The sequence below is a fragment of the Pseudazoarcus sp. NS36 genome (assembly GCF_059703705.1).
Genome location: NZ_BAAKJA010000003.1, coordinates 44,804 through 68,453 on the forward strand (window position 1 = coordinate 44,804; position 23,650 = coordinate 68,453).

28 protein-coding genes and 1 tRNA gene are annotated in these 23,650 nt (G+C 64.9%); 12 read left to right on the plus strand and 17 right to left on the minus strand.

Annotation, left to right across the window (positions count from 1 at the left end):
* Positions 1-2 precede the first annotated feature (2 nt).
* Both rdgB and hemW read left to right on the plus strand, forming a co-directional pair.
* Positions 3-599: an RdgB/HAM1 family non-canonical purine NTP pyrophosphatase gene (gene rdgB / locus AC6H0R_RS05435; RefSeq protein ID WP_497580327.1), complete on the plus strand. Its 597-nt coding sequence runs from the start codon at positions 3-5 to the stop codon at positions 597-599.
* An 8-nt stretch (positions 600-607) separates the two neighbouring features.
* Positions 608-1,813, plus strand: coding sequence for a radical SAM family heme chaperone HemW (gene hemW, locus AC6H0R_RS05440; RefSeq protein WP_497580328.1), 1,206 nt, complete (start codon positions 608-610; stop codon positions 1,811-1,813).
* A gap of 48 nt (positions 1,814-1,861) precedes the next feature.
* Here hemW and sppA read toward each other — a convergent pair whose 3' ends face one another.
* From sppA to thiS, 4 genes are all read right to left on the minus strand, one after another.
* Positions 1,862-3,685 carry a signal peptide peptidase SppA gene (gene sppA, locus AC6H0R_RS05445; RefSeq protein WP_497580329.1) on the minus strand — a complete coding sequence of 608 codons (1,824 nt, stop codon included), beginning with the start codon at positions 3,683-3,685 and terminating at the stop codon, positions 1,862-1,864.
* 24 nt (positions 3,686-3,709) lie between these two features.
* Positions 3,710-4,429, minus strand: a complete 720-nt coding sequence (gene trmB / locus AC6H0R_RS05450) for a tRNA (guanosine(46)-N7)-methyltransferase TrmB (protein WP_497580330.1) — start codon at positions 4,427-4,429, stop codon at positions 3,710-3,712.
* A gap of 72 nt (positions 4,430-4,501) precedes the next feature.
* The gene (locus AC6H0R_RS05455) at positions 4,502-5,287 is read right to left on the minus strand and encodes a thiazole synthase (RefSeq protein WP_497580331.1); all 786 of its coding nucleotides are present in this window, start codon (positions 5,285-5,287) and stop codon (positions 4,502-4,504) included.
* 36 nt (positions 5,288-5,323) lie between these two features.
* Positions 5,324-5,527 carry a sulfur carrier protein ThiS gene (thiS, locus tag AC6H0R_RS05460; RefSeq protein WP_497580332.1) on the minus strand — a complete coding sequence of 68 codons (204 nt, stop codon included), beginning with the start codon at positions 5,525-5,527 and terminating at the stop codon, positions 5,324-5,326.
* A gap of 122 nt (positions 5,528-5,649) precedes the next feature.
* Here thiS and AC6H0R_RS05465 point away from each other — a divergent pair, with 122 nt between their 5' ends.
* On the plus strand, positions 5,650-6,588 hold the full coding sequence (locus tag AC6H0R_RS05465) for a formyl transferase (RefSeq protein WP_497580333.1): 939 nt from the start codon (positions 5,650-5,652) through the stop codon (positions 6,586-6,588).
* Between the two features lie 67 nt (positions 6,589-6,655).
* Here the strand turns inward: AC6H0R_RS05465 and AC6H0R_RS05470 are convergent, their stop codons facing one another.
* Entirely contained in the window at positions 6,656-6,784 is a 129-nt protein-coding gene (locus AC6H0R_RS05470; RefSeq protein WP_497580334.1) for a hypothetical protein, read from the minus strand.
* A gap of 47 nt (positions 6,785-6,831) precedes the next feature.
* Between AC6H0R_RS05470 and AC6H0R_RS05475 the strand changes: the two genes are divergently transcribed.
* The gene (locus AC6H0R_RS05475; protein ID WP_497580335.1) at positions 6,832-7,116 is read left to right on the plus strand and encodes a hypothetical protein; all 285 of its coding nucleotides are present in this window, start codon (positions 6,832-6,834) and stop codon (positions 7,114-7,116) included.
* A gap of 51 nt (positions 7,117-7,167) precedes the next feature.
* On the opposite strand, the gene AC6H0R_RS05480 is transcribed toward AC6H0R_RS05475, so the two are convergent.
* From AC6H0R_RS05480 to AC6H0R_RS05490, 3 genes are read right to left on the minus strand one after another with little or no spacing between them, the layout of a single operon-like run.
* Positions 7,168-8,145: a hypothetical protein gene (locus tag AC6H0R_RS05480; RefSeq protein ID WP_497580336.1), complete on the minus strand. Its 978-nt coding sequence runs from the start codon at positions 8,143-8,145 to the stop codon at positions 7,168-7,170.
* On the minus strand, positions 8,142-9,137 hold the full coding sequence (locus AC6H0R_RS05485) for an aKG-HExxH-type peptide beta-hydroxylase (RefSeq protein ID WP_497580337.1): 996 nt from the start codon (positions 9,135-9,137) through the stop codon (positions 8,142-8,144). The genes AC6H0R_RS05480 and AC6H0R_RS05485 overlap by 4 nt, the downstream gene beginning before the upstream one ends.
* A gap of 55 nt (positions 9,138-9,192) precedes the next feature.
* Positions 9,193-9,333: a hypothetical protein gene (locus AC6H0R_RS05490; RefSeq protein ID WP_497580338.1), complete on the minus strand. Its 141-nt coding sequence runs from the start codon at positions 9,331-9,333 to the stop codon at positions 9,193-9,195.
* A gap of 176 nt (positions 9,334-9,509) precedes the next feature.
* Between AC6H0R_RS05490 and AC6H0R_RS05495 the strand changes: the two genes are divergently transcribed.
* From AC6H0R_RS05495 to AC6H0R_RS05515, 5 genes are all read left to right on the plus strand, one after another.
* Positions 9,510-10,370, plus strand: coding sequence for an ATP-grasp domain-containing protein (locus tag AC6H0R_RS05495; protein ID WP_497580339.1), 861 nt, complete (start codon positions 9,510-9,512; stop codon positions 10,368-10,370).
* A gap of 5 nt (positions 10,371-10,375) precedes the next feature.
* Entirely contained in the window at positions 10,376-11,236 is an 861-nt protein-coding gene (locus tag AC6H0R_RS05500; protein ID WP_497580340.1) for a class I SAM-dependent methyltransferase, read from the plus strand.
* Between the two features lie 256 nt (positions 11,237-11,492).
* Entirely contained in the window at positions 11,493-12,353 is an 861-nt protein-coding gene (locus tag AC6H0R_RS05505) for a glycosyltransferase family 2 protein (protein WP_497580341.1), read from the plus strand.
* Positions 12,354-12,409: 56 nt separating this feature from the next.
* Positions 12,410-12,483: transfer RNA gene (locus AC6H0R_RS05510), tRNA-Gly, on the plus strand.
* 146 nt (positions 12,484-12,629) lie between these two features.
* Positions 12,630-13,466: a class I SAM-dependent methyltransferase gene (locus AC6H0R_RS05515; RefSeq protein WP_497580342.1), complete on the plus strand. Its 837-nt coding sequence runs from the start codon at positions 12,630-12,632 to the stop codon at positions 13,464-13,466.
* Here the strand turns inward: AC6H0R_RS05515 and AC6H0R_RS05520 are convergent.
* Entirely contained in the window at positions 13,451-14,650 is a 1,200-nt protein-coding gene (locus AC6H0R_RS05520; protein WP_497580343.1) for an MFS transporter, read from the minus strand. The genes AC6H0R_RS05515 and AC6H0R_RS05520 overlap by 16 nt on opposite strands.
* Positions 14,651-14,688: 38 nt before the next feature.
* On the minus strand, positions 14,689-15,189 hold the full coding sequence (locus tag AC6H0R_RS05525; RefSeq protein ID WP_497580344.1) for a flavin reductase family protein: 501 nt from the start codon (positions 15,187-15,189) through the stop codon (positions 14,689-14,691).
* Between the two features lie 111 nt (positions 15,190-15,300).
* On the opposite strand from AC6H0R_RS05525, the gene mutY reads away from it, so the two are divergent.
* Positions 15,301-16,365, plus strand: coding sequence for an A/G-specific adenine glycosylase (gene mutY, locus AC6H0R_RS05530; protein ID WP_497580345.1), 1,065 nt, complete (start codon positions 15,301-15,303; stop codon positions 16,363-16,365).
* On the opposite strand, the gene AC6H0R_RS05535 is transcribed toward mutY, so the two are convergent.
* The 3 genes from AC6H0R_RS05535 to AC6H0R_RS05545 form a co-directional block, all read right to left on the minus strand.
* Positions 16,352-16,948, minus strand: a complete 597-nt coding sequence (locus AC6H0R_RS05535) for an LON peptidase substrate-binding domain-containing protein (RefSeq protein ID WP_497580346.1) — start codon at positions 16,946-16,948, stop codon at positions 16,352-16,354. The two genes, mutY and AC6H0R_RS05535, sit on opposite strands and share 14 nt — an antisense overlap.
* Positions 16,945-17,571 (minus strand): flavin prenyltransferase UbiX, encoded by a 627-nt coding sequence (locus AC6H0R_RS05540; protein WP_497580347.1) that lies wholly within the window; start codon positions 17,569-17,571, stop codon positions 16,945-16,947. The genes AC6H0R_RS05535 and AC6H0R_RS05540 overlap by 4 nt, the downstream gene beginning before the upstream one ends.
* 96 nt (positions 17,572-17,667) lie before the next feature.
* Positions 17,668-18,486, minus strand: coding sequence for an ABC transporter substrate-binding protein (locus tag AC6H0R_RS05545; protein ID WP_497580348.1), 819 nt, complete (start codon positions 18,484-18,486; stop codon positions 17,668-17,670).
* A 119-nt stretch (positions 18,487-18,605) separates the two neighbouring features.
* On the opposite strand from AC6H0R_RS05545, the gene AC6H0R_RS05550 reads away from it, so the two are divergent.
* Positions 18,606-19,706 carry a substrate-binding domain-containing protein gene (locus AC6H0R_RS05550; protein WP_497580349.1) on the plus strand — a complete coding sequence of 367 codons (1,101 nt, stop codon included), beginning with the start codon at positions 18,606-18,608 and terminating at the stop codon, positions 19,704-19,706.
* Between the two features lie 5 nt (positions 19,707-19,711).
* Here the strand turns inward: AC6H0R_RS05550 and modC are convergent, their stop codons facing one another.
* The 4 genes from modC to AC6H0R_RS05570 are packed head-to-tail and all read right to left on the minus strand — an operon-like array spanning position 19,712 to position 23,084.
* The gene (gene modC, locus AC6H0R_RS05555) at positions 19,712-20,785 is read right to left on the minus strand and encodes a molybdenum ABC transporter ATP-binding protein (RefSeq protein ID WP_497580350.1); all 1,074 of its coding nucleotides are present in this window, start codon (positions 20,783-20,785) and stop codon (positions 19,712-19,714) included.
* Entirely contained in the window at positions 20,782-21,468 is a 687-nt protein-coding gene (modB, locus tag AC6H0R_RS05560) for a molybdate ABC transporter permease subunit (RefSeq protein ID WP_497573044.1), read from the minus strand. The genes modC and modB overlap by 4 nt, the downstream gene beginning before the upstream one ends.
* A gap of 9 nt (positions 21,469-21,477) precedes the next feature.
* Positions 21,478-22,230, minus strand: a complete 753-nt coding sequence (modA, locus tag AC6H0R_RS05565; protein WP_497580351.1) for a molybdate ABC transporter substrate-binding protein — start codon at positions 22,228-22,230, stop codon at positions 21,478-21,480.
* Between the two features lie 32 nt (positions 22,231-22,262).
* Entirely contained in the window at positions 22,263-23,084 is an 822-nt protein-coding gene (locus tag AC6H0R_RS05570; protein ID WP_497580352.1) for a TOBE domain-containing protein, read from the minus strand.
* A 102-nt stretch (positions 23,085-23,186) separates the two neighbouring features.
* Here AC6H0R_RS05570 and AC6H0R_RS05575 point away from each other — a divergent pair, with 102 nt between their 5' ends.
* Entirely contained in the window at positions 23,187-23,639 is a 453-nt protein-coding gene (locus AC6H0R_RS05575) for a TOBE domain-containing protein (protein ID WP_497580353.1), read from the plus strand.
* The last annotated feature ends 11 nt before the right edge of the window (positions 23,640-23,650 follow it).

Here is a 23,650-nt window from a genome sequence, read left to right on the forward strand (position 1 = left end):
CCATGTTCCAGCGTCTGGTGCTGGCCAGTAACAACGCCAAGAAAGCCGCTGAACTCGATGCCCTGCTCGCACCGCTGGGCATCGAGGTGGTGTCGCAGGGCGAACTCGGCATCCCCGAAGCCGACGAACCCTACGCCACCTTCGTCGAAAACGCGCTGACCAAGGCGCGTCACGCGGCGGCCCATTCCGGTCTGCCGGCCATTGCCGACGATTCCGGCCTGTGTGTGGCGGCGCTGGGCGGCGCGCCGGGCGTACTTTCTGCCCGCTTTGCCGGCGAACCGAAGTCCGACGCACGCAACAACGCCCTGCTGCTCGAACGCCTCGCCGGCGTGGAAGATCGTCGTGCGCATTTCTATTCGGCCATCGTACTGGTGCGCCATGCCGACGACCCCCAGCCACTGATCGCCGACGGCGAATGGCACGGCGTAATTCTGGACGCCCCGCGCGGCGAGGCCGGCTTTGGCTACGACCCGCTGTTCTGGGTGCCCGAACTGGAACAGACCGCCGCCGAACTCGACCCGAAGCTCAAGAACACCCTGAGCCATCGCGGTGCCGCGATGCGCCACCTGCTTGAGCGCCTGGAGCGCTACGGCACGTGAGTCACCCCGTGCATCGCCTCGCGGTGCAGTCGGTCACCCGACCGGCCGTCACGGATGCCCCGACGCCCGCCAGTCCGCCGCCCTTGTCGCTGTACGTGCATTACCCGTGGTGCGTGAAGAAGTGTCCGTACTGCGACTTCAATTCGCACACCGTGCGCGAAGGCCATGACGCTGCCGAACTGGAACGCCGCTACATCGACGCGTTGATTGCCGACCTTGCCGCCGCTGCGCCCGGCGTGGCCGGCCGCAGCATCAGCACCGTGTTCTTCGGCGGCGGCACGCCCAGCCTGATGTCGCCGCACAGCCTTGCACGCGTGATCGACGCCATCGCGCAGCACACCGCGTTGGATCGGGACGCCGAGATCACGCTGGAAGCCAATCCGGGCACCTTCGAGATGGAACGCTTCCGGGGTTTCCGCACAGCCGGCGCCAACCGGCTGTCGATCGGCATCCAGAGCTTCGACGACACGCATCTGCAGGCGCTTGGCCGCATCCACGACAGCACCGAAGCACGTCGCGCCATCGCCATCGCATTGCAGCACTTCGAGCGGGTGAACCTCGACCTGATGTATGCGCTGCCGGGGCAGGATATCGCCGGTGCGCTGGCCGACCTGGAGAACGCGTTGTCCTTCGGCTCCGAACACCTCTCCTGCTACCACCTGACGCTGGAGCCCAACACGCCGTTCTTCCAGCACCCGCCAACGCTGCCGGACGACGACAGCGCGGCCGACATGCAGGAAGCCATCGAAGCAAGACTGGCCGAAGCCGGCTTTGAGCACTACGAAACTTCTGCCTTCGCACAAGCCGGCGCACGCAGCCGACACAATCTGGCCTACTGGACCTTTGCGGATTATCTGGGCATTGGCGCCGGCGCCCACGGCAAGCTCAGCACCCGCGCAGGCATCGTGCGCGAGATGCGCCACAAACACCCGCAACGCTATCTGGAGGCTGCGGCAAATGGCGGCTTCGTGCAGGAGTCACGCAGCGTGACACGGGATGAGCTGCCGTTTGAATTCATGATGAACGCACTGCGCCTGACCGGCGGCGTACCGGCGGCGAGCTTCGAGCAAAGCACCGGCCTGCCGCTGTCCCTCATCGCCACGCAACTGGCCCAGGCGCGCGCGGCCGGCCTGCTCGACACGGACGAGACCGTGCTGCGGCCCACATTGCGTGGTCAGCGCTTTCTCAACGAGTTGCTGGAAATCTTCCTGTAGGTCTGATGCACCAATGGACGCTCCCGCAGGCCCATTGACCTGAGAGCCTTACGGCGCCTCACACAGGCAATGCACGTAGATGTGGCGCGGATCATTCCAGCTCAGCAAGGCCGCCGCTTCACGCTGCAAGGATGCGAACAGGCTTGCGAATGCACCCGGTGCATCCGGGCGGGCATCCGCAGAAACAAACTCGCCGATGCCGCGCATCAGGAGCTCGCGCGGCGAAGCCGCCGGCTCCGGCCACACCACCTCGTAGTCCTCCAGCCCGGCGCGGTCGGCCGCGGCGGCGATGGCGCCGTGCAGGCCACCCAGCGCATCAACCAAGCCCAGCTTGTGCGCGGCCTCGCCGGTCCACACCCGGCCGCGTGCGACACGGTCGACATCCTCGACACTCATTCCACGCGCATCGGCCACCGTCTGCAGAAAGCGGCGGTAACCGAATTCGAGGGAACGCTGCATGACCTCGATGGCTTCCGGCGACAGCGGCCGGCGCGGGTCCGGCACGCCGGCGAAGGGGCCGGTCGCCACGCCATCCACGCCCACGCCAAGGCGGTCGAGCGGGACGGACAGATCGGGAAACAGCGCAAAGATGCCAATGGAGCCGGTCAGCGTCATCGGGTGGGCGTGAATCTCTTCCGCGCCGGTAGCGATCCAGTAACCGCCCGAAGCCGCGGTGGCGCTCATCGAAGCAATCACCGGCTTGCCGGCGCGACGGGTCTGCTCCAGCTCACGGCGGATCTGTTCGGATGCCCAAGCGCTGCCGCCGGGGCTGTCGATGCGTACCACCAGCGCGCTTACCGATGGATCATCGCGCACTTCGCGGATCTGGCGCGCAAAGCTGTCACCGCCAACCGTGCCGGCGGTACCGCTGCCATCCATTATGGCGCCACGTGCCACCAGCACCGCAACGCGCCCCTGCACTTCGCGTTCGGGCTGGCTGGCGAGATAGCGCGCCACGCTGACCGCCTTGCCACCACCAAACCGGCGCTCGACCAAGCCGAAACGCTGGGTCAGCTCGGCACGCCATTCGTCGGCAGTGCTCAGACGATCCACCAGTCCGGCATCCAGCGCAGCCTGCGCCGGACTGCCGTTGGCGGCCTCCAGCGCATCGGCGAAGTAGCGTACCCAGGCGTCAATGGCCGCCGGACCCAGCTTGCGGCTGGCCGCGATATCCTCGCGCAGGGCAGCCCACAAGCCGGTGAGCAGATCGCTCGTGTTCTCGCGGCTCTCGGGCGACATGTCGTCGCGGGTAAAGGTCTCTGCAAAGGACTTGTACTCGCCGACGCGGAACACATGCACCTTCACGCCGAGCTTCTCAAGCGCGCGACCGAAGTAATTGGAATAGCTCGCCAACCCACGCAGCAACAGGAAGCCATCAGGCGACAGGTGCACTTCGTCCGCCACACTGGCGAGGTAGTACTGCCCCTCGGTAAAGCGCTCGCCGCGCGCCAGCACCGGCTTGCCGGCATCACGGAAGGCGGCGATCTCGGCACGCAGCTCGGCCAAGCGGGCGATGCCGCCACCGGCCAGATCATCCGTCTCGATCACCAGCGCCGTGATGCGCTCGTCCTCGCGCGCGGCGCGCACGGCGGCCAACAGGTCGCGCAGTGCCGTCTCGGCAACCATGCCGCTGTCCGGACGGATCAGATCCAGCGGTGAGCTGACCTGCGTCTGCTCGACCAGCATGCCGGACGGCTGCAACACCAGCACCGAACCCTCGTCGATACCGGGCACGGGCTTCCACCAGGCAATGGCGATCACCGCCAGCACGCCGATCAGCACCAGATTGAGCAGCGCACGACGCAGGAAATCGACGCAGCGGAAGAGGAAGCGGAACACCCCGCCGATGAAGCGGAAGACGGCCTTGATCACCTCAGATGCCTCCAGGCTCCGGCGTCAGCGCCGCCGGAACAACAGATCCCACACGCCGTGGCCCAGCTTGAGGCCACGGTTCTCGAATTTCGTGACCGGCCGCCACGCTGGGCGTTCGGCAAAACTGTCAGCGGTATTGGCAAGCTGCGGCTCGGCCGACAGCACTTCCAGCATCCACTCCGCGTATTCCTGCCAATCGGTGGCGCAGTGCAGATAGCCACCGGGCTTGAGCCGCGAGGCAATCAGCGCCACGAACTCGGGCTGGATGATCCGCCGCTTGTGGTGGCGCTTCTTGTGCCACGGGTCCGGAAAATACACATGCACCCCGGCCAGCGTCCCGGGGCCGATCATGTCGCGCAGCACTTCCACCGCATCGTGCTGGCAGATGCGCAGGTTGTCGAGCCCCTGCTCGGCGACCAGTTTGCACAGGTTGCCGACGCCGGGGCCGTGCACTTCCATCGCCAGAAAATCGGTAGCCGGGTCGGCGGCGGCAATGCGCGCGGTGGTCTCGCCCATGCCGAAGCCGATCTCCACGACCTTGGGCGCGTCGCGCCCGAACACAGCGTCCAGATCGGTCGAGGCGATGCGGTAGGGCAGGCCGATCTTCGGCAGCATGTCATCGAGCGCGCGTTGCTGCGCGACCGTCATGCGGCCCTGGCGCAGCACGAAACTGCGGATGCTGCGGCTGGAAAAGCGCGCTTCCGGGTCTTCAGGCAGCGGCTTGCGGTCGGGTGAATCGTTCATCGGAAAATCCGGGCGTTGAATGCAGAAACGGGCCCACACGGGCCCGTCACGGAGTCACTTGCGGCGACCGGCTCAGGAGCCGATCAGGCCACTGGTCGGCGAGCTCGGATCGGCCGAATAGAGCTTGCGCGGCATGCGACCGGCCAGATAGGCCATGCGACCGGCCTCGATGGCCAGACCCATCGCGCGCGCCATCATCACCGGCTTCTGCGCCAGCGCGATGGCGGTGTTCATCAGCACGCCGTCGCAACCCAGTTCCATCGCGATGGCGGCATCCGATGCCGTGCCGACACCGGCGTCCACGATGACCGGCACCTTGCTCTGGTCGATGATCAGGCGCAGGTTCCACGGATTGAGGATGCCCATGCCCGAGCCGATCAGCGAGGCAAGCGGCATGATCGCGGCGCAGCCGATGTCTTCGAGCATGCGCGCCTGGATGGGGTCATCCGAGCAATACACCATCACGTCAAAGCCGTCCTTGACCAGCACCTCAGCCGCTTTCAACGTCTCGGGCATGTTCGGGAACAAGGTCTGCGGATCGCCCAGCACCTCAAGCTTGCACAGCGGGTGGCCGTCGAGCAGCTCACGCGCCAGACGCAGCGTGCGCACCGCATCGTCAGCCGTGTAGCAGCCAGCGGTGTTCGGCAGGATCGTGAATTTCTCGGGCGGCAGCGCGTCGAGCAGGTTGGGCTCGTCCGGGTTCTGACCGATGTTGGTGCGGCGGATCGCGACGGTGACGATCTCGGAGCCGCTGGCATCGATAGCTTCACGCGTTTCGGCGAAGTCCTTGTACTTGCCGGTACCGACGAGCAGGCGCGAGCCATAGGACTTGCCGGCGATGACGAGGGAGTCGTTCATTCTGGATAAAACCCTGGAAAAATTGCTGCGGCGGAATCAGCCGCCACCGACGGCAACCACGATCTCGAGCCGGTCGCCTGCCGCAAGAATGGTCTCGGCGTGCCTGCCCTTGGGCACGATCTCGCCGTTGCGCTCCACCGCGACACGCTTGCCCGCCAGCGCACGCTGCTCAAGCAGCGCCAGCACGGTCAGACCGTCGCGATACTGTTCGGACTTGCCGTTGACGATAAGTTCGCTCATGGACACTTGTATTGCAGGTACTGGTTAGGGGTGGGATTCTATCACGCTGGACCGAACAGGTTCGCCGGCCCCCGCGCCATCGAACTGACCTGAAGCCTGTATTCGCCCAAGCGACCGAGACCATGACCCCTTCCCGGAAGTCTGACCCCGACCGACCTGAAGCGCCGCTCAACGCAGCCATCTTCTGCGGCACCGGGCCGGTCAGCGTCGCGCTGGTACGCGCCTGGCTGGACGCCGGCCACACGGTCTCGGCGATTGTCGTGGGGCATCCCCAGGCCACACTGCGCAGCCGCTGGCAGGCCCTCGTCGACGAAGGTGTGCGGGTGATCGGCACGCGCTACCCGGTGGACTGGGCGGCCATCGAGCACACCCTCGCGCAGGCCCGGCAGGAGCCGCCGGATGTACTGCTGTGCTACGCCTTCATGCGCAGGATTCCGCTGACGCTGTTGCAGCGCTTCCGGCGCGGCGGGCTCAACCTCCACCCTTCGCTGCTGCCGCATTACCACGGCCCCAACCCGATGCGCTGCCTGGTCGCAGACCGGGCGATCCGCGAACATGGCGGCATCACGCTGCACTGCATGACCCAGCAGTACGACGCCGGTGACATCGTCGCGCAGCGGCGCATGACCCCGGCCGAATTCGTCGACTACGACACCTATCGCACCGCGCTGTCAGCGCACATCGCCGATCTCGTCACCACCGCCGTACCGGACTACTGCGCCGGACGCATCACGCCCACCGCGCAGACCGGAGAGGGCATCGAGGCCCGGCACCTGCCGGCTGCCGTCACCATCGACGTATCATCCTGGCTGGCCGACGAAATCGAAGCAGCCTGCGCGCTGCTGTACCGTCAGACACGCCTGGAACTGCGCGCGGGCCCACAGCAGGCACCGTTTCCGATCTGCCAGGTGCTGCAACGCGAGCCCCTCGGCCACGGCGCACCGCCGCGCATCAGCGCGGCGTTTGCGCGCTGCGACTGCGCCGATGCGCGCATCACCCTGCTGCGCGACAACCTCATCGGACGACTGGTGCGCAGCCTGATGCGTCGCCTGCGCCGTTGAAGCTCCGGCCAAAAGACAGAAGGCCGGTTCGCCATGCGAACCGGCCTTCCAGCAAAACTCACCACCCTCAGACCTTCTTGCCGCCGATCTTGCCGCCGATCTTCGCGCTGAGGGCCTGCACACCACCACCGACCTGCTTGGGCTGGATCCGAAAACCCAGCAGTCTGGCCTGATCCAGTTCGATCTCTGCCTTCATCGCTTACTCCTAGAGTGCGTCCCGAAACCGGGATTGCAGTCTTTCATATGCCGGCATCGAACGTCAATCCACTCGATACGCATGCATCAGGCCAGCTCGTGCCCAATCCGCGCAAAAACAAAAAAGCCCGGGACAATAACGCTCCGGGCTGGATGCTGCGCACAACCGCCTTGTTACGGCGGCGGGTTTCCCTTGCCATTGCCGATCTTGCTGCCGAGTTTGGTACCCAACCCGGCTACGCCGCTACCCACCTGCTTGGGCTGGATGCGGAAACCGAGCAGTCTGGACTGATCCAGTTTCACCTGTTGCGTCATGTTGCCTCCTTGGCTTGAATGGCAGGTTTAATCCTGCATGGCCCGGATCGGCCCGTCAATCACCAAGGCCTACGGCCGCTTCGTTGGTCGCCAGGGCAGCGAGCGGATGTAATTGATATCCGCAATGCGCACCGCGGCGCCGGAAGTAGTATCAAGTTCAGCCAGCGCCGTCAGGATGCGTGCGTTCGCATGCGCCATCAGGGGAGCGCGAGGCATTTCAGGGTAGGGGTCATCAAGCGACGCAACACCGAGGGTCGGATTGGTGTTGATCTCGTAGACCTGCACCTTGCCATCGACAATGCCGAAATCCGCTCGCCCGAATTCGATACCGCCGGCCTCGAAGGCAGCCATCAGGCCCAGCGCATCGCCATCGGCAAAGACGAAGTCGCGCTCCTCGATGCGCAGGCGCCGCCAGTGCGCGTCACCCTGAATGCCCTCGCGATTGCCGTACTTCGCCACCCAGCTGTCCTGCCGCACGATGTGATGAGGGATGATCGCGTCGCCGACCCGATAGGCCGCGTACTTGCGCCACAGTCCGTCGTCACCCGGCGCGCCGCGGTACTCGACAACCAGCAGGCTGCTCTCCGGCACGCCGCGTGCGCGGTATTCATCAAGCACCGCCTGCAGTTGTGCAGCATCGTGCAGCAGACGGGCGTCCGGGCTGTGATGGTCATTTTCGAAACGCACGAACACCGGCCAGCGCGAAGGCAGGCGGCGTTCTTCGGCGCGGAAGGTCTCGAAATCATTGATCCCGGCCACGTAAAGACGCCGCTGCAGGGCGTAGCGTCCGGCCGCGCGCAGCGGATGGTTGAGCACGCGTGCGCCTGCCTCCTCCAGCCGACAGGCGATGAGCGACGTGCGCCTGCGCTCGGCGTCACTCAGGCGCTCGATGTCGAGGAAGATCCACGTTCCGCCTGGCAGGCTGCGCGCGCGCAGCACGGACTCATAGCTGATCAGACGGTGACCGAAGTCCGCATGCCCAAAACTGCGCTTGCGCAAACCTCGCAGGGTGTAGCGATGATCGCGCGTGGCGACGAAGTGAATCATCGGCCGCACACCGACCGCATGTAAGCCTCGGCCTCGGCCATCAGCGCACGGCCGGTACCGGTGAGCAGCGCGTGTTCGCGCACCACCCCCAGCCCGGCGAAGAAATTGCGTTCGTCCTCGTCCCGCGCGGTACGCACGAATGCGGTCTCTTCCGCAGAAAGGTCGCCAGACTCCAGCAGCACTGACAGCGACCGGTACATGCGTGCCGAGACGTAGGTAGCGTGATAGATGCCATCCATCGGGCGCGGATCGACGCGCAGTGGCGAGGAGAACAACTCGTCGTCGGCATTGTTTACCAAGGGCTCGTCGTGGCAGAAACCAAACAGCAGACTGTGCGCGCTCTCGTGCGCCAGGGCTTCGATGACCGCAACTTCGCTGGTGTGATGCTCCGCATTGAGAAACAGTGCTCCCCACAAGGTGTAGCTGGAACCACCGGCAAACTGGTAGTCCACACCGGTCTCTCCCACTACAAGGATGAGCTCGCGCACCAGAGCCTCGAACTCGCCGACAAGTACCGGGTCAATGCGGCGCAGGCGCTGCAAGGATGCAGCGACCAGCGTCCGGGCCGATGCAACCAACGGCGCAGGCGGCTCGCTGAAGCCGAAGTGGATGAGCGGATCGTTGTCCATCAGGCGCTGATAGCGCTTCACATTGGCCGGCGCTGCCGCCTCGTCGAGGCTCACGATGCGCAGCGCCGACGAAGTCAACGGCTGCTCCCTCGCCAGTTCAGCCAGCAGGGCGAGCGCCTGCTCTGTATCGCCATCGATCAGGGCCGAGGTAGCCTCGTAGTACAGACCGAAGGTGGACGCCGGATACAGCGCTCCCGCGCGCATCCGACGCACCAGCGCATCCAGCCCGGCGCCCTCGGCCGCCAACTGCTCGCGCAAGGTCTCGGCAAGGTAGGCCAGGCTGTCGGCAAGCCCCGCGCGCATGCGAGCGTCCATGCTCGCAGCACGAATGCCGTCCGGAAAGAAGTTGGGGCTGACATCCATTTACGCTGTCTCAGAAAAGAGAAAGGCCGGCACGAGGCCGGCCTGAGAATAACGGTTAGGCTCGCGGGCCACCATGCTTCACGTTCAGTGGCTTCGAACCGACCTTCGCACCGAGCTTCTGCGCTGCCTGCCCGGCCATCTTCGGTTGAATACGGAAACCCAGCAGCCGCGACTGTTCAAGCATCACTTTCTTCATGGGTAAATCCTCACTTGGATTGACTGAATCAAGGCACTTCGCGGGAAAAGCCCGCGGGATGTGGCCAACTCAATACTAGCGCTGCTGCCTGAGCGTCACAATCCATCTGCATAGACATTCAGATTGCGGCCTATCATCCTTGCAAGAGTGCAAACCCGGACAAGCAAACACCCAGCATGGCCCGTATTGTCGCAATCACCCACAAGTACGACCGCCTGCGTCAGTTCAGCCTGCGCGCACTGCGCTTTCGCGGCCGCTACCTGCTGCACGACATCCTGCTGGAACTGCGCCGCCGCGGCCACACCACCGTGGTACAGCACGGGGTCACCGACCGTCCTCCGTCCGGCGATCTGGCCATCCTGCATGTAGACGCCACCATCACCCCAGCGGAATACGTGGAGCTCGCTGCACAGTATCCTGACTGTCTGAATCTGACCGCCACCGACATCTCCAAGCGCCGCATCAGCGGCGCTCTGCTGCGCCCTGGCGAGAACTGGGACGGTCGCGTGATCGTCAAGTCCAACGCCAATTTCGGCGGCCGGGCCGAAGCGCGGCTCAATCGTCATGCCCGACGCCACAACGAGCCCGAGCCCTTCCCCGGCGCACGCATAGTCGCGGACTACCGCATCTTCGATCACCTCGCAGAGATCCCGCCCGGCAGCTTCGACGACCCCGCACTGGTCGTAGAACGCTTCATCCCCGAGCCCGATCCAGCCGGCTACGCACTGCGCTTCTGGGTGTTCTGCGGTGACGCGGAGCGCTGCAATCGCTATGTGTCGTCGAACCCGCTCCTGAAAAGTTCGAGTGTGAAAAGCTGGCAACCGGTCGAAGTGCCTGAAGAATTGCGCAAACTGCGCCGGGAACTGGGCTTCGACTATGGCAAGTTTGACTTTGTCATGCATGAAGCCAAACCCGTTCTGATCGACGCCAACAAGACCATCGGGCGGCCGCGGCACGTCGACAAATCCTACGCGCTCGAGATTGCACGATTCGCCTCCGGGATCGAATCCCGGCTCGCAAACCCCGTCAACAGTTGAACGACATGCCTCTCTTCCCAAGCTCAGACAACGGCCACCGCATCAACGAATCACAAGGCCAATGGTCGCGCGTAGCTGCGAACTGGCACTTGCTCGGTAGCCCGTTGCGACCGGCGGCGGAAGACGTTGTCGCGATGCAGCGCGTCATCGAGCTATGGTGCCGTGACCATACTGGCCAGGCTCCGCGCGGACTGATTCTCGGGGTAACACCGGAGATTCATGGCCTCGCCTGGCCGGATAGGAATCTGCTGCACGCGGTGGACCGCGATCCTGAAATGGCCCGATTCGTCTGGCCGGGCGAGCCCCAGGCCGTGATCCAGTCGGATTGGCGTGAGCCGTATCTGCCTCCGCAGAGCGTCGATATCGCGTTCTGCGATGGCGGACTGCAGTTGCTGTCCTACCCGCATGACCAGCAGCGGATGATCGACCATCTTGCCCGTATCGTTACTCCCGGCGGCTTTGCGGTATTCAGGCTGTTCACCCCGTCACCTGTCTCAGAGGATGTCGAAGCCGTACTACGCGCGCTGGAGGATCACCGGATACCCAGCCTCAACCACCTGAAACTGCGTCTGTGGTCCGCGCTGCAGGACAACCCCTCCGACGGGGTTTGCCTTGCGGATGTATGGACTGCTGTACACCGCCTCGTTGATGCCGACTGGAAGGAACTGGCCGAGCGCTTGCACTGGAATGTCGAGCAGCTGGAAATGATTGATGCCTATCGTGAATGTCCCGCACGCTACCATCTGGTCACCCCAAGCGAAGCGACAAAGCTATTCTCCACGGCAGGTTTCCGCCGCGTAAGCACAGTGATACCGAACTACCCGCTCGGTCGCCATTGCCCGACATTGGTATTCGCCCGGGACTGAAGCGGCTGCGCTCGCGGGCCTCTGGCTGAACGGTCATGAAGCTTCGAAGCAGCAAGCCTAGTTTTCGGCGGCGCCTTCCGCCAATCCGACCTCAAAACTGAATTGCCGCATCAAACCAGGTCGAGCATCTTCGACGGCTGATTGCAGAAACTCTGGATGATCCGCTGATCACCCCCGCCGGCGCGAACGCCGGCATACTGCCAACCGCCCCCCGCGCCATACCGGCGCCATTCCGACGTGACGGAGCGCATCGCCGATGAACCTCGAACCGAAGCTGAGCATCCTGCTCATCAGCTACAACCAGGAGCGATTCATCGAGCAGTGCGTGCACGGCATCCTCATTCAGAACTACACGTCTCCATTCGAAGTGGTCGTGGCCGATGATTGCTCGACGGACGGCACGCTTGAGCTCATCGAACGCAGCTTGTCCTCGGCGCAGATCGATTTCCGGGTCCTGCCGACGCCCGGTAATCTCGGCATGTACGCCAATTACGAACGCGGCTTTGCTGCCTGCCGGGGGGAGTACATCGCGGTGCTGGAAGGCGACGACTACTGGACCTACGCCCGCAAACTGGCCGAACACACGGCGTTTCTCGACCTGCATCATGAATGTGTGATGAGCTTCAACCGCGCAATCATCTATCGGGACGAGCAGCAACGTTTCGAAGTGCGCGGCAGCGAGCCTGACGGCCCGTTCGAGTACATCACCACTGCGCAACTGGCTGCGGGCGGAGGTATCGGCAATCTGTCCACCTGCGTTTTCCGGGCATCTGCAATAAGACGCCTCGACGAGGAGTTCTGGCGCATGGGGTCCGCTGACTGGGGCTTCGGGCTGGCACTCGGACAGTTCGGGCTAATTGCCCGCCTGCCAGGCCCGATGTCGGTGTATCGGGTTCATTCCGGCGGCCTTTGGAGCAGCCGGAAAATGACCCCGCAAACGGCAGCACGACCGGACTCGCTCGACAAGTGGGACCAATACCTGGAATACCGATTCAGCCGCGAATTCAAGGCACATCGGCGCAAGGCCGGCTGGAGACGAGTCAAACGCAATTGGCGACGTACCCTGCGTAATGCCCTCGCGAGGCTAATTGGGCGATCTCGACACCGCGACCACTGAGCAGCGCGGCAAACGCTGTAAAAACACCCGATCGTGACGTACAATCCGGCTCCTTCGCGGGTGTAGTTCAATGGTAGAACGGCAGCTTCCCAAGCTGCATACGTGGGTTCGATTCCCATCACCCGCTCCATCGGCCGTCCGGCCATCTTCCCGCCGCACCCTCCTGTTTCAGCTCATCCGTCCGCCACTGCGGAACCAAGCTGCGTGAATGTCATCTGTGCCGTTCACGCCGGCAGTGCTTCCCGATCCGACGTGCTTTCTTTCCGGAGAGACGCGATGAGATGCCTGAACAGATCAATCACCGCTTCAACCCTTGGGGCTCTGCTGCTGTGCAGCGCCGTCTGGGCACAGACAACCGCCCCGGAGGTGCAGCCTTACCAGCCCCGCGTCGGTCAGGAAGGCAAGGACGTTGTTTGGGTACCCACCGCCGACAGCCTGGTGTCGAGCATGCTCGACATGGCGCAGCTGAAGCCCGGCGACCGTCTGGTCGACCTCGGCTCCGGCGACGGGCGGACCGTCATCGCTGCCGCCCGACGCGGCATCGCAGCGCGCGGCATCGAGTACAACGCGGATCTGGTCGCGCTGTCACGGCAGAACGCCGACGCGGCGGGGGTGGCAGATCGTGCGAAGTTCGAACAGGGTGACATCTTCGAATCCGACTTCTCGGACGCCACGGTGGTCACGCTGTTCCTGCTGCCGGCGCTCAATCTGCGGCTGCGCCCGATCCTGCTCGACATGCCGCCGGGCACACGCATCGTATCCAACTCCTTCCACATGGAAGAGTGGCAGTCGGACGAACGTGTTGAGGTCGAAGGCGCCTGCAGCACCTGGTGTCGCGCCTACAAGTGGGTGGTGCCGGCCAAGGTCGAGGGTAGCTGGGCCATCGGTGGCGATCAGCTCGTGCTCAAGCAAAGCTTCCAGATGCTCGAAGGTCACCTGAATCGCGGCGGCAAGGCGGTGGAAATTGCTGACGCCCGGCTCGACGGCGCACAAATCCGCTTCTCGGTCGGCACGCAACACTACGTCGGGCAGGTCGATGGCAACAGCATGCGCGGCATGATTGATGGCCGCACGGCCTGGGCGGCAACGCGCACGGCTCAGGAAGCGCGCTGACGACGACCTATCAGCACCGCAAAGGTGATGCCGATCAACAGCAGGCCGAACGCCGGCACGAGAAAGGCCGGCACGTAACCGAAGTGGTCGATGAGCAGCGCATTGAGCGAGATCCCTGCGGCCTGACCCAGAAACAACGAAGACGCAAACAGCGCCACCGCCGTGCCGCGATGCTCCGGAACCATCTGCGTGGCATTGAGCTGAAAGGTGTTGTGCAGCATGTAGAAACCGATGCCGGCCAGCCACGCCGCGGGCAAGGCGCCGCTCCAGTACGGCACCAGCGCAAACAACAAGAAGGCCAGCCCGAGCGCGGCACCGCCGGAAACGGCCAGGCCGCGCTCGCCAAGGCGGCTGACGAAATGGCGTGCGAACAGCGCGTAACTCAAGCCGCCAAGACCGAACAAGGCCATCAGCGCCCCGGCCTGTGTCAGCGACAGCCCGAAACGCTCGTGCACGTAAGTCGGCACGAAGGCCAGGCCTCCGAACACCAGGCCGCCTTCCAGACACACGCCCAGCAGGATCAGGCGCGCCCACCCGACCCGACCGACCGCCGCGAAACGCTGCACAAAGCTGAAGCCGCGCGTCGTGGCCGGAACGGCAGCGTCGATGTCAGGGCTGCGCCACACCTCGCGCACCAGCAGGATGCCGACCAGCGCAAACACCGCCAGCATGAACCAGAAGGCTCCGCGCCAGCCGGTCAGATCGGCAAACAATCCGCCGAATGCCTGCCCGGCAATGACGCCGAAAATCTGCCCGATCAGGAAGTAGGCCAGCACCGGCTGCCGGCGCTCGTAAGGCACGTTGTCGGCGATCCACGCCATCGCCAGCGGAATCGCCGCCGCGCAGGCTACGCCACTCAGGGCACGGAACAGCAGCAGGTGCGAGAAGTCGCTGGCCAGCGCGGAGCCGAGCACACCCAGCGTCCCCGCCAGCACGGCCCAGGCAATCACGCGGTACTTGCCGAAGCGGTCGCCCAACGGGCCGTACAGCAACTGGAAGCAGCCATAGGCCAGTGCAAACAGCGACACCGCATAGGCGGCCTGCCCTGCGCTTACCATGAAGTCGGCGACGAGTTGCGGCAGCAAGGGGTCGGCCACGCGCGCCGCGCCACTGCTCGCGAAGGCCGCGAGGGAAAGCAGCGCAATGCGGCGAATCAGGTCACGTTCGGACGGGGCAGTCGACACTGCGGGGATTCAGCCAGCGTGCATCGCGGCGCGCGAACTCACGGCGCGAGTCGCTGGTAGGCGCCGCCCCAGTAGATCAGCGGCGGATGGGTTTCTTCGTGGTCGAAGCGCACGACCTCGGAGATGAACAGGATGTGATCACCCCCGTCGTGGCGCACCGTGTTGCGGCACTCGAAACGCGCGCAGCAGCCCTTGAGCAGCGGCACGCCATACATGCCGGTGTCGATGTCGAGCCCGGCAAACTTGTCGTCCGAACGCGAGGCGAACAGGTTGGAGAGGTTGTCCTGGTCGGCCGCCAGCACGTTCACCGAGTAGTATTCGCAGGACTCGAAAATCGGCACGCACGGCAGGTTGGACGACAGGCTCCACACGATCAGCGGCGGATCGAGCGAGACGGAATTGAAGGAATTGACGGTCAGCCCGATGGGCTTTCCGTCCGGCGCACGTGTGGCAACCACCGTGATGCCGGTGGCAAACATGCCGAGGGCGTCGCGGAATTCGCGGGTGAAAGATTCGTGGGAAATCGGGGTTTGGGACATGAATGAGACCGGTCGAAAATCGGGGGATGTACGCAGACCGGTAAGCAAAATCAAAGGTTCCGGTGGCGCGATTATCCCCGCGTTGTGCGCTGCGGTCGAGGACGGACTGCGATGACGCCCGGACCGCGGTTCGCCGAACGCCTGCTCGCATGGCACGCACAGCATGGCCGGCACGACCTGCCGTGGCAGGCCACGCGCGACCCCTACCGTGTATGGCTGTCGGAGATCATGCTGCAGCAGACCCGCGTCGAGACGGTGATTCCTTACTACACGCGCTTTCTCGCGCGCTTTCCGGACATCGCGGCGCTGGCCGCTGCACCGGTCGAAGACGTACTCGCGCTGTGGAGCGGGCTGGGCTACTACGCCCGCGCCCGCAACCTGCACAAAGCGGCACAAACGGTGGTGCAGGAGCACGGCGGACGTTTTCCGCAGTGCGCCATCGAGATCGCCACACTGCCCGGCATTGGCCGCTCGACAGCCGCCGCGATTGCCGCCTTCTGTTTCGGAGAACGCGCAGCCATTCTGGATGGCAACGTCAAACGCGTGCTGTGCCGTGTCTTCGGCATCGACGGTTTTCCGGGCGAACGCGTGGTCGAGGAAAAGCTGTGGGCGCTGGCCGACACGCTGATGCCGGCGGAACGCGGCGGCAACTACATCCAGGCGCAGATGGACCTGGGCGCCACGTTGTGCACCCGCAGCCGCCCGGCCTGTAACCGTTGTCCGCTCGCCGCTGACTGCGTGGCGCTGGCCACCGGCCGGGTCGCCGAACTACCCCAGGCCCGCCCGAAAAAAGCCGTGCCGCAACGTCACGTGCGTGTTGCGGTGATCGAGCGGGATGGGCAGGTGCTGCTGGAACGCCGCCCGCCATCCGGCATCTGGGGTGGCTTGCTGGCGCTGCCGGAAATCGCTGACGGCGAAAAGACCAACGACTGGCTGCGACGTCGTTTCGGCATCACCGCGAACGCGCAGGCACTTGCCACCGTGCGGCATGTGTTCACGCATTTCCGGCTCGACATCGAACCGGTGCTGCTGCGTGCGCCGGCCAGCGCGGCGATGGTGACGGAAGCGGGTCTGGAGTGGCTGGCACTCGACGCGCTGGATGAGGTCGGCCTGCCGGCACCAGTGCGACGCATCCTCGACGCCGTTGCACAGCCGGACCTGCTCAGTCCTTCTTGAGACCCTGCTGCGCCAGATAGCTGCGGATGATCTGCAGGCGGTCGATCGGCAGTTCCAGCTCCAGCAGTGCCTGACGCGCACGCAGCGGAATCGGCAGCACGCCAGCCAGCCGCATGCCGACCCAGTCGGCGTCGTCGAAATGCTGTGGCGGAGGGAAATGCTCTTCGCCCAGGTCGTTCATGATCGCGCGCAGCACCGACACCAGAATCACGCTCTCCTGCGGCACCGGCTGCGGCGGGCGCTCTTCCAGCCATTCCACATCGGCAATCAGCAAACCGTTGGGACCGACTTCGGTATCGACAATGCGGTAACGCCGCTCGCCCATCACCGACACCTGCAGCAATCCGGCCTGCTGCGCATCACACGACACGATGCGTGCGCTGGTACCCGTGGCATGCGGGCGCGCGGGCGCGCCCACTTCCTTGCCCTCGGCGATCAGGTTCACGCCAAAGGCCGAGCCCTCGCGCAAGCACTGCGACACCAGATCCACGTAACGTGCCTCGAACACCCGCAGTGGCAGCAGGCCGCCCGGAAACAGCACGGTTTGCAGCGGAAACAGAGGCAGTCGCGACACTTCCTTCATTCTTCCTCCCCGGCACCCCAGCGTTGCATCAGGGCATGCGGAACACCGAGTTGGTCCAGTACGCGAGCCACGACAAAATCGACCATGTCGTCCACGGTCTGCGGATGGGTATAAAAGCCCGGACTGGGCGGCAGGATGACCACGCCCAGGCGCGCCAGCTTGAGCATGTTTTCGAGATGGATGGCCGAGAACGGCGTCTCGCGCGGCACCAGGATCAGCTTGCGGCCTTCCTTGATGGCGACGTCGGCCGCGCGCTCGATCAGGTTCTGCGACAAACCCGCCGCGATGGCGGCCAGTGTGCCCATGGTGCACGGACACACCACCATGGCATCGGCCGGGTTGGAGCCCGAAGCCAGCGGTGCAAACCACTCCTCACGGCCAAACACGCGCAGCTGACCCGGTTTGGCGTTGAACTGCTGCGACAGCGCGGCCTCGACCTCGGATGGGCGAGAGGGCAGTTCGAGATTCATTTCCTGCCGCGCAACAATCTGCGCAACCTGCGAATACAGCAGCCACACCGTAACCCCTGCCCCGAGCAGGGTATCGACCAACCGCATGCCGTAGGGCATGCCGGAGGCGCCGGTGAAGGCAACAGCAACGGTATCGGGTGGCGAGCGGGTCATCGGAGCTAACGGGCCGGAAGATACGGCCAACTCTAGCACGAGCCCGCAAACGACGACGGGGCGCCCGCAGGCGCCCCGTCGTGAAACAAACCCGCCTTACTTGTCGGCGTTCGGGAAGAACAGCTGCTCACCGTCGATCTTGTAGGAAGCAATGGCGGCCTGACCTTCAGCCGACACCAGCCAGTCGATGAACTTCTGACCCGCTTCCTTCTTCACGTGGGCATGCTTCTCCGGATTCACCAAGATCACGCCGTACTGGTTGAACATGCGCTCGTCACCTTCGACCAGGATGGCCAGATCAGCACGGTTCTTGAAGTTCAGCCAGGTCGCGCGGTCCGACAGCACATAGGCGCCGCTGGATGCAGCGATGTTCAGCGCGGGGCCCATACCGCAACCGCATTCCTTGTAGCCCGTGCCCATGTTGTCGACCCCTGCAGCCTTCCAGAAACGCAGCTCGGCGGCGTGCGTACCGCTCTTGTCGCCACGCGACACGAAACCGGCATTGGCGGCGGCGACCTTCTTCAGGCCGGCGTGGATATCGCTGCCTTTGGTACCGGCCGGGTCCTTCTTGTCACCGATCAGCACGAAATCGTTGTACATCACCGGGTAGCGCTTGACGCCGAAGCCCTCCTCGACGAACTTCTCTTCGGCGACCTTGTTGTGCACGAACAGCACGTCGGCATCACCACGGCGACCGGTGTCGAGCGCCTGCCCGGTGCCCTGGGCCACCACACGCACCTCGATGCCCGTCTTTTTCTGGAACATCGGCAGGATGTGGCCGAACAGGCCCGACTGCTCGGTGGAGGTGGTCGACGAGACCACGATGGATTCGGCTTGTGCCGCAACGGCAAAGGCCGAGATGGCAAACGCGGCTACGAGGCCGCGGAACGGACGAACAAAAGATGCTGGCTTCATGGAATCACTCCTGGGGGAAACGGCTGCCATGCTGTTGCGCGGCAACCTATGGTCGCGAGTTCATTACTGGTTTTGGCGTAATCTATTGATCGTGATTACTTTCAGCAATATGAAGCCCCGTGCATAGGATTCAGTTCAACTACGTTCTGGCCGACACCCGCGGCCCCACGCGGATACGCAATCCGCTGATCGACCTGCTCCACGCGGTCGAAGACAACGGCTCGATCTCCGCCGCCGCCCGCCAGCTCGGCTACTCCTACCGCCATGTGTGGGGCGAGCTGAAACGCTGGGAAGTGGAACTGAACCACAGCCTGATCGTCTGGGAGAAGGGCCAGCCGGCGCGGCTGACCGAGTTCGGCACCAAGCTGCTGTGGGCTGAGCGACAGGTACAGGCGAGGCTGCAGGCGCAGATCGACAACCTGCGCGCCGACCTTGAACGCGCCTACGCCGTGGCCTTTGACGACTCCACCCACGTGCTGAGTTTCTACGCCAGCCACGACGACGCGCTCTCGGCGCTGCGCGAACAGGCGCGCACCAGCAAGCTGCATCTGGACATCCGCTTCACCGGCAGCGTGGACGCCATCCGCGCGCTGAACGAAGGGCGCTGCATGATGGCGGGCTTCCACACCCGCCTGCAGCCCTCGCGCAGCTCGCTCGCCTATCGCACCTACAAGCCCATGCTCAAGCCGGGCCTGCACAAGATCATCGGCTTCGCGCGACGCACGCAGGGCCTGATCGTGGCGCCCGGAAATCCGCTCAACCTCAATGGCCTGAAGGACCTCACCAGGAGTCGCGTGCGCTTTGCCAACCGTGCGCTCGGCACCGGCACGCGCCTGCTGCTCGACGAGTTGCTGGCCGAACAGCGCATCGCTACGGACTCGATCAACGGATTCGACACTGCCGAACCCTCACACACCGCTGTCGCACAGGCCGTGGCTGCAGGCCAGGCCGATGTCGGGATGGGCATCGAGGCGGCGGCGCGGGCGCGCGGACTGGACTTCGTGCCCATCGTCGACGAGCAATACCATCTCGCCTGCCTCAAGTCGGCGCTGGCCGAATCGGGCATCCAGGCATTGCTTCAACTGCTCGGCAACACAGACTGGCAGCGCATGCTGGCGAACCTGCCAGGCTATGCGCCGGAACACTGCGGCGAAGTACTGGCAATGAGCCGCGTGCTGCCCTGGTGGCGTTACCGCACGCACAAGCACCCGGCTGAGTAAGGGCTTCACGCCTCCATCAATGCCGCCGATTTGATCTGCGCCCACACCGCGCAGCCTGGCGCCAGCCCCAGCCGCTCAGCCGAGCGCCGCGTGATGCGCGCCAGCAGCGGCACTCCGGCCGCGTCCAGCCGGATCAGCACATAGGCCGGAGCATCGGCGGCCGCAACTTCAACGACTTTGACCGGAATCTGGTTGTTGATGCTGGTGTCTTCGGCGCGCGAGCGCGCCAGCCCCACATCGCGCGCATGCACCCGCACACGCAACGCCTCACCCGGCGCACGCGCACAGCGCGGCACCAGCAACTCCCCGCCAGCGAAGGCCAGCCGCGACAGATGCCAGGCCTCGTCGTGGGCAACCACGGTCGTCTCGATCATGACGCTGGACTCAATGCCCCGCGCCAGCGACAGGTCGGTGCGCGCCAGCGTCTCGACCAGCGGGCCAGCCGCTTGCACGCGGCCGCTCTCGATCAGCACCAGATGGTCGGCCAGCCGGATCACCTCGTCGTGGGAATGGCTGACATACAGCATCGGAATGTCCAGCTGGTCGCGCAGGCGTTCCAGGTAGGGCAGGATTTCCTGCTTGCGCGCGGCATCCAGCGCCGACAGCGGCTCGTCGAGCAGCAGCAGGCGCGGGCTGGTCAGCAGTGCGCGGGCGAGCCCGACGCGCTGGCGCTCGCCACCCGAGAGCTGCTCGGGGTGGCGGTCGAGCAGATGCCCGAGATCGAGCAGCGCCACCAGATCGTCCCAGCCGATGCGGCGCTCGGCGGCCGGAACGCGCTTGTAGCCGTATTCCATGTTGCCGCGCGCCGACAGGTGCGGAAACAGGCTGGCCTCCTGGAAAACGTAGCCGAGGCTGCGCCGGTGGGTCGGCACAAAGTCGCGGCCGTCCTGCCACATCTCGCCGTCGAACTCGACGCGGCCATCCGCCAGCCGCTCCAGCCCGGCGATGCAGCGCAGCACCGTGGTCTTGCCGGCGCCGGACGGCCCGAACAGCGCCGTGACACCGTGAGACGGCAGCTTCAGGTCGACATCGAGCACGAAGTCGCCACGATCGACACGGAAACGTGCCGCGATCGTCACGATGCCACCCCCATCACCTTGAAGCGCCGGTTGATCGCATAGACGCTCAGCAGCAGCGAGAACGACAGGACCACCAGCACCAGCGCCAGGCGATGGGCGGCGGCGAAGTCCATGGATTCGACGTGGTTGTAGATCGCGATCGAGGCAACCTGGGTGCTGCCCGGAATGTTGCCGCCGAGCATGATGATCACGCCGAACTCGCCCAGCGTATGGGCAAACGACAGCACTGCGGCGGTCAGGAAACCACGCCGCGCCAGCGGCAGCGAGATCGTCACGAAGCGCTCGAAGGGCCCGGCGCGCAGGCACGCTGCAGCCTCCAGCACGCGCGTGCCGGTGGCCTGGAAGGCGTTCTGCAGCGGCTGCACGACGAAAGGCAGCGAATAGATCATCGAGCCGATCACCAGCCCCGAGAAGCTGAAGGCCAGGTGACCGATGCCGACATCTTCAAGAAAGCCACCGATGGCGCCATACGGCCCCAGCAGCAACAGCAGGTAGAAGCCCACCACGGTGGGCGGCAGCACCAGCGGCAGCGACACCAGCGCCTCGACGAAGGTCTTGATGCGCGACCGCGTCTGCGCCAGCCACCACGCCAGCGGCACACACAGCACGATCAGGATGGCGGTGCTGATCACCGCCAGCTTGAGCGTGATCCACAGCGCGGTGAGGTCCTGCGGTGACAGCATGCAACTTCCTCAGTCGGGGAATCCGTAACCGGCAGCCTCAATCACCTTGCGCGCCTCGGCACCACGCAGCCACTCCAGAAACTGCTTCGCAGCCTCGACATCACCCGCACGCTTGAGGGCCACGCCCGCCTGGGCAATCGGCGTATAGGCATCCTTCGGCGGAATCCAGTAGGAGCCGGCGATACCCCTTTCGGTCTTGACCTGCGCCAGCGCGACAAAGCCCAGATCCGCCGCACCACTGGCAACCTGTCCGTGGGTCTGGCCAATGGACTGCCCGCGCACCAGCTTGCCGGCGGAGTCGATGGTAGCGAACACGCCGCGCTTGCGCAGGATTTCCTCGGCCGCCTTGCCATACGGCGCGACCTTGGGATCAGCGATGGCGAGATGGCGGAAGCCGCCCCGCTCCAGCACGGCTGCGTCGGCGTCGACCACGCCTTCGCGCGCACTCCACAGCACCGGCACACCCAGCGCATAGACAAAGCGCGTGCCCTCTACCGCGCGACCTTCCTGCTCCAGACGCTCCGGGCGCGCCGCGTCGGCCGACAGGAAGACGTCGAAGGGCGCGCCGTTGAGGATCTGCGTGGTCAGCGCTCCCGACGAACCGGCACTGATCACAAGATCATGGCCGCTCGCCGCCTTGAACATCGGCGCCAGCTTCTGCAGCGTGCCGCGGAAGTTGGCCGCCACAGCGACCTTGATATCGGCGGCAGCGACGGGGAGGGTGACGAGCAGCGCAAGCGCCGCGATGCATTTCCTGAACATGGGACAACTCCGGGGAAGTGGCCTTGCGGCCGTCAGTCATAGGTCGCCAGCATCACGCTGGACGCCCTGAAGATGGCGCAGGCCCGCTTGCCGGGGACCAGCACTAAGGATTCGGTGCTTTCGTGGGTCAGCACGGCCGCCAGACTGCGGCCGGATGGCAAGGCCAGCGTGACTTCATCGTTGACCGAGCCGTGATGCACCTCGCTGATCTCGCCCCACAGCTGGTTGCGCGCCGTCACGCGCAGGTCGGGGTCGGTGGCAATCAGCACCGAGGGTGCCTTGACGAAGGCGAACACCTCGCGGCCGATGGCCAGCCCGAGGTTCTCGGCACTGGTGCGGGTGATGGTGGCAACCAGCTCGGTGTCGGCGTCAATGCGCAAACGCACCTCGAAATCCACCTCGCCGTCACGCAGCGCGACGACCGGGCCGGAAAACTGGTTGCGCGCGCTGCTGCGCATCTTCATGCGGTGCATCAGACGGCGGAACCCGTCCACATCGATGGGGCCGTCCTGCCCCAGCCGCTCACCCACGCGCTCGAGTGCGGCCTGCGTCTCGATCTCGAGTGCGCGGTACAGCGCGATCATCCGCCGACCATAGTCGGTGAGTGCCGTGCCGCCCCCCTGCCGTCCGCCGGACACACGCACCACCAGCGGTTCCGGGGCAAGGTTGTTCATGGTGTCGATCGCGTCCCAGGCGGCCTTGTACGACAATGGCACCGCCTTGGCCGCCTGGTTGATGGAGCCCGCGTGATCGATGGCTTCGAGCAGTCGAATGCGGGTGTCGGAGAAGGCAAAGCCGGCCTCGGCTTCGATCGACACCCGTCCTAGAATGCGCTCCGGGGTACGCTGATTCATGATGTTATGTCTTCTTGTGTATAACGATTCATGGTTTCATGACGCCATTATCCCTTTGGAACGCATGGCAATTCCGATTACTTGTGTAGTGGACTATATAACGTGACCGAGACCGACCACAAGCCCGGCGGAATCAGCGCGCGCAACGTGCTGCCGGCCCGTATCCGCAGCATCGGCGGAGACGGCGCGACCAGCCGGGTCGAGCTTGAACTGGCGGGTGGCGAACTGCTGGTGGCAACGCTCGCGCGTTCGGGTGTGGTCGAACTGGGGCTGACGCCGGACGGCGCAGCGCTGGCAATCATCAAGGCGCCCTGGCTGGATCTGTGCACCGCAGGCAATGCGGCACAGCTGTCTTCACCCAACCGCCTGCCCGGCACGATCACGCGCGTGGTACCCGGGACGGTGAATGCCGAGGTCTGGCTGAAAACCGCGCGAGGCAACGAACTGGTGGCCGTGTTGCCGCGCACGGCCGTGGCGGAATGCGGGCTGACGGTCGGCGCCGCAGCAACGGCAATCGTCAGTCCGTCGGATATCGTGATCGGCGTGCGTGGCTGAGCGGAGCGTGC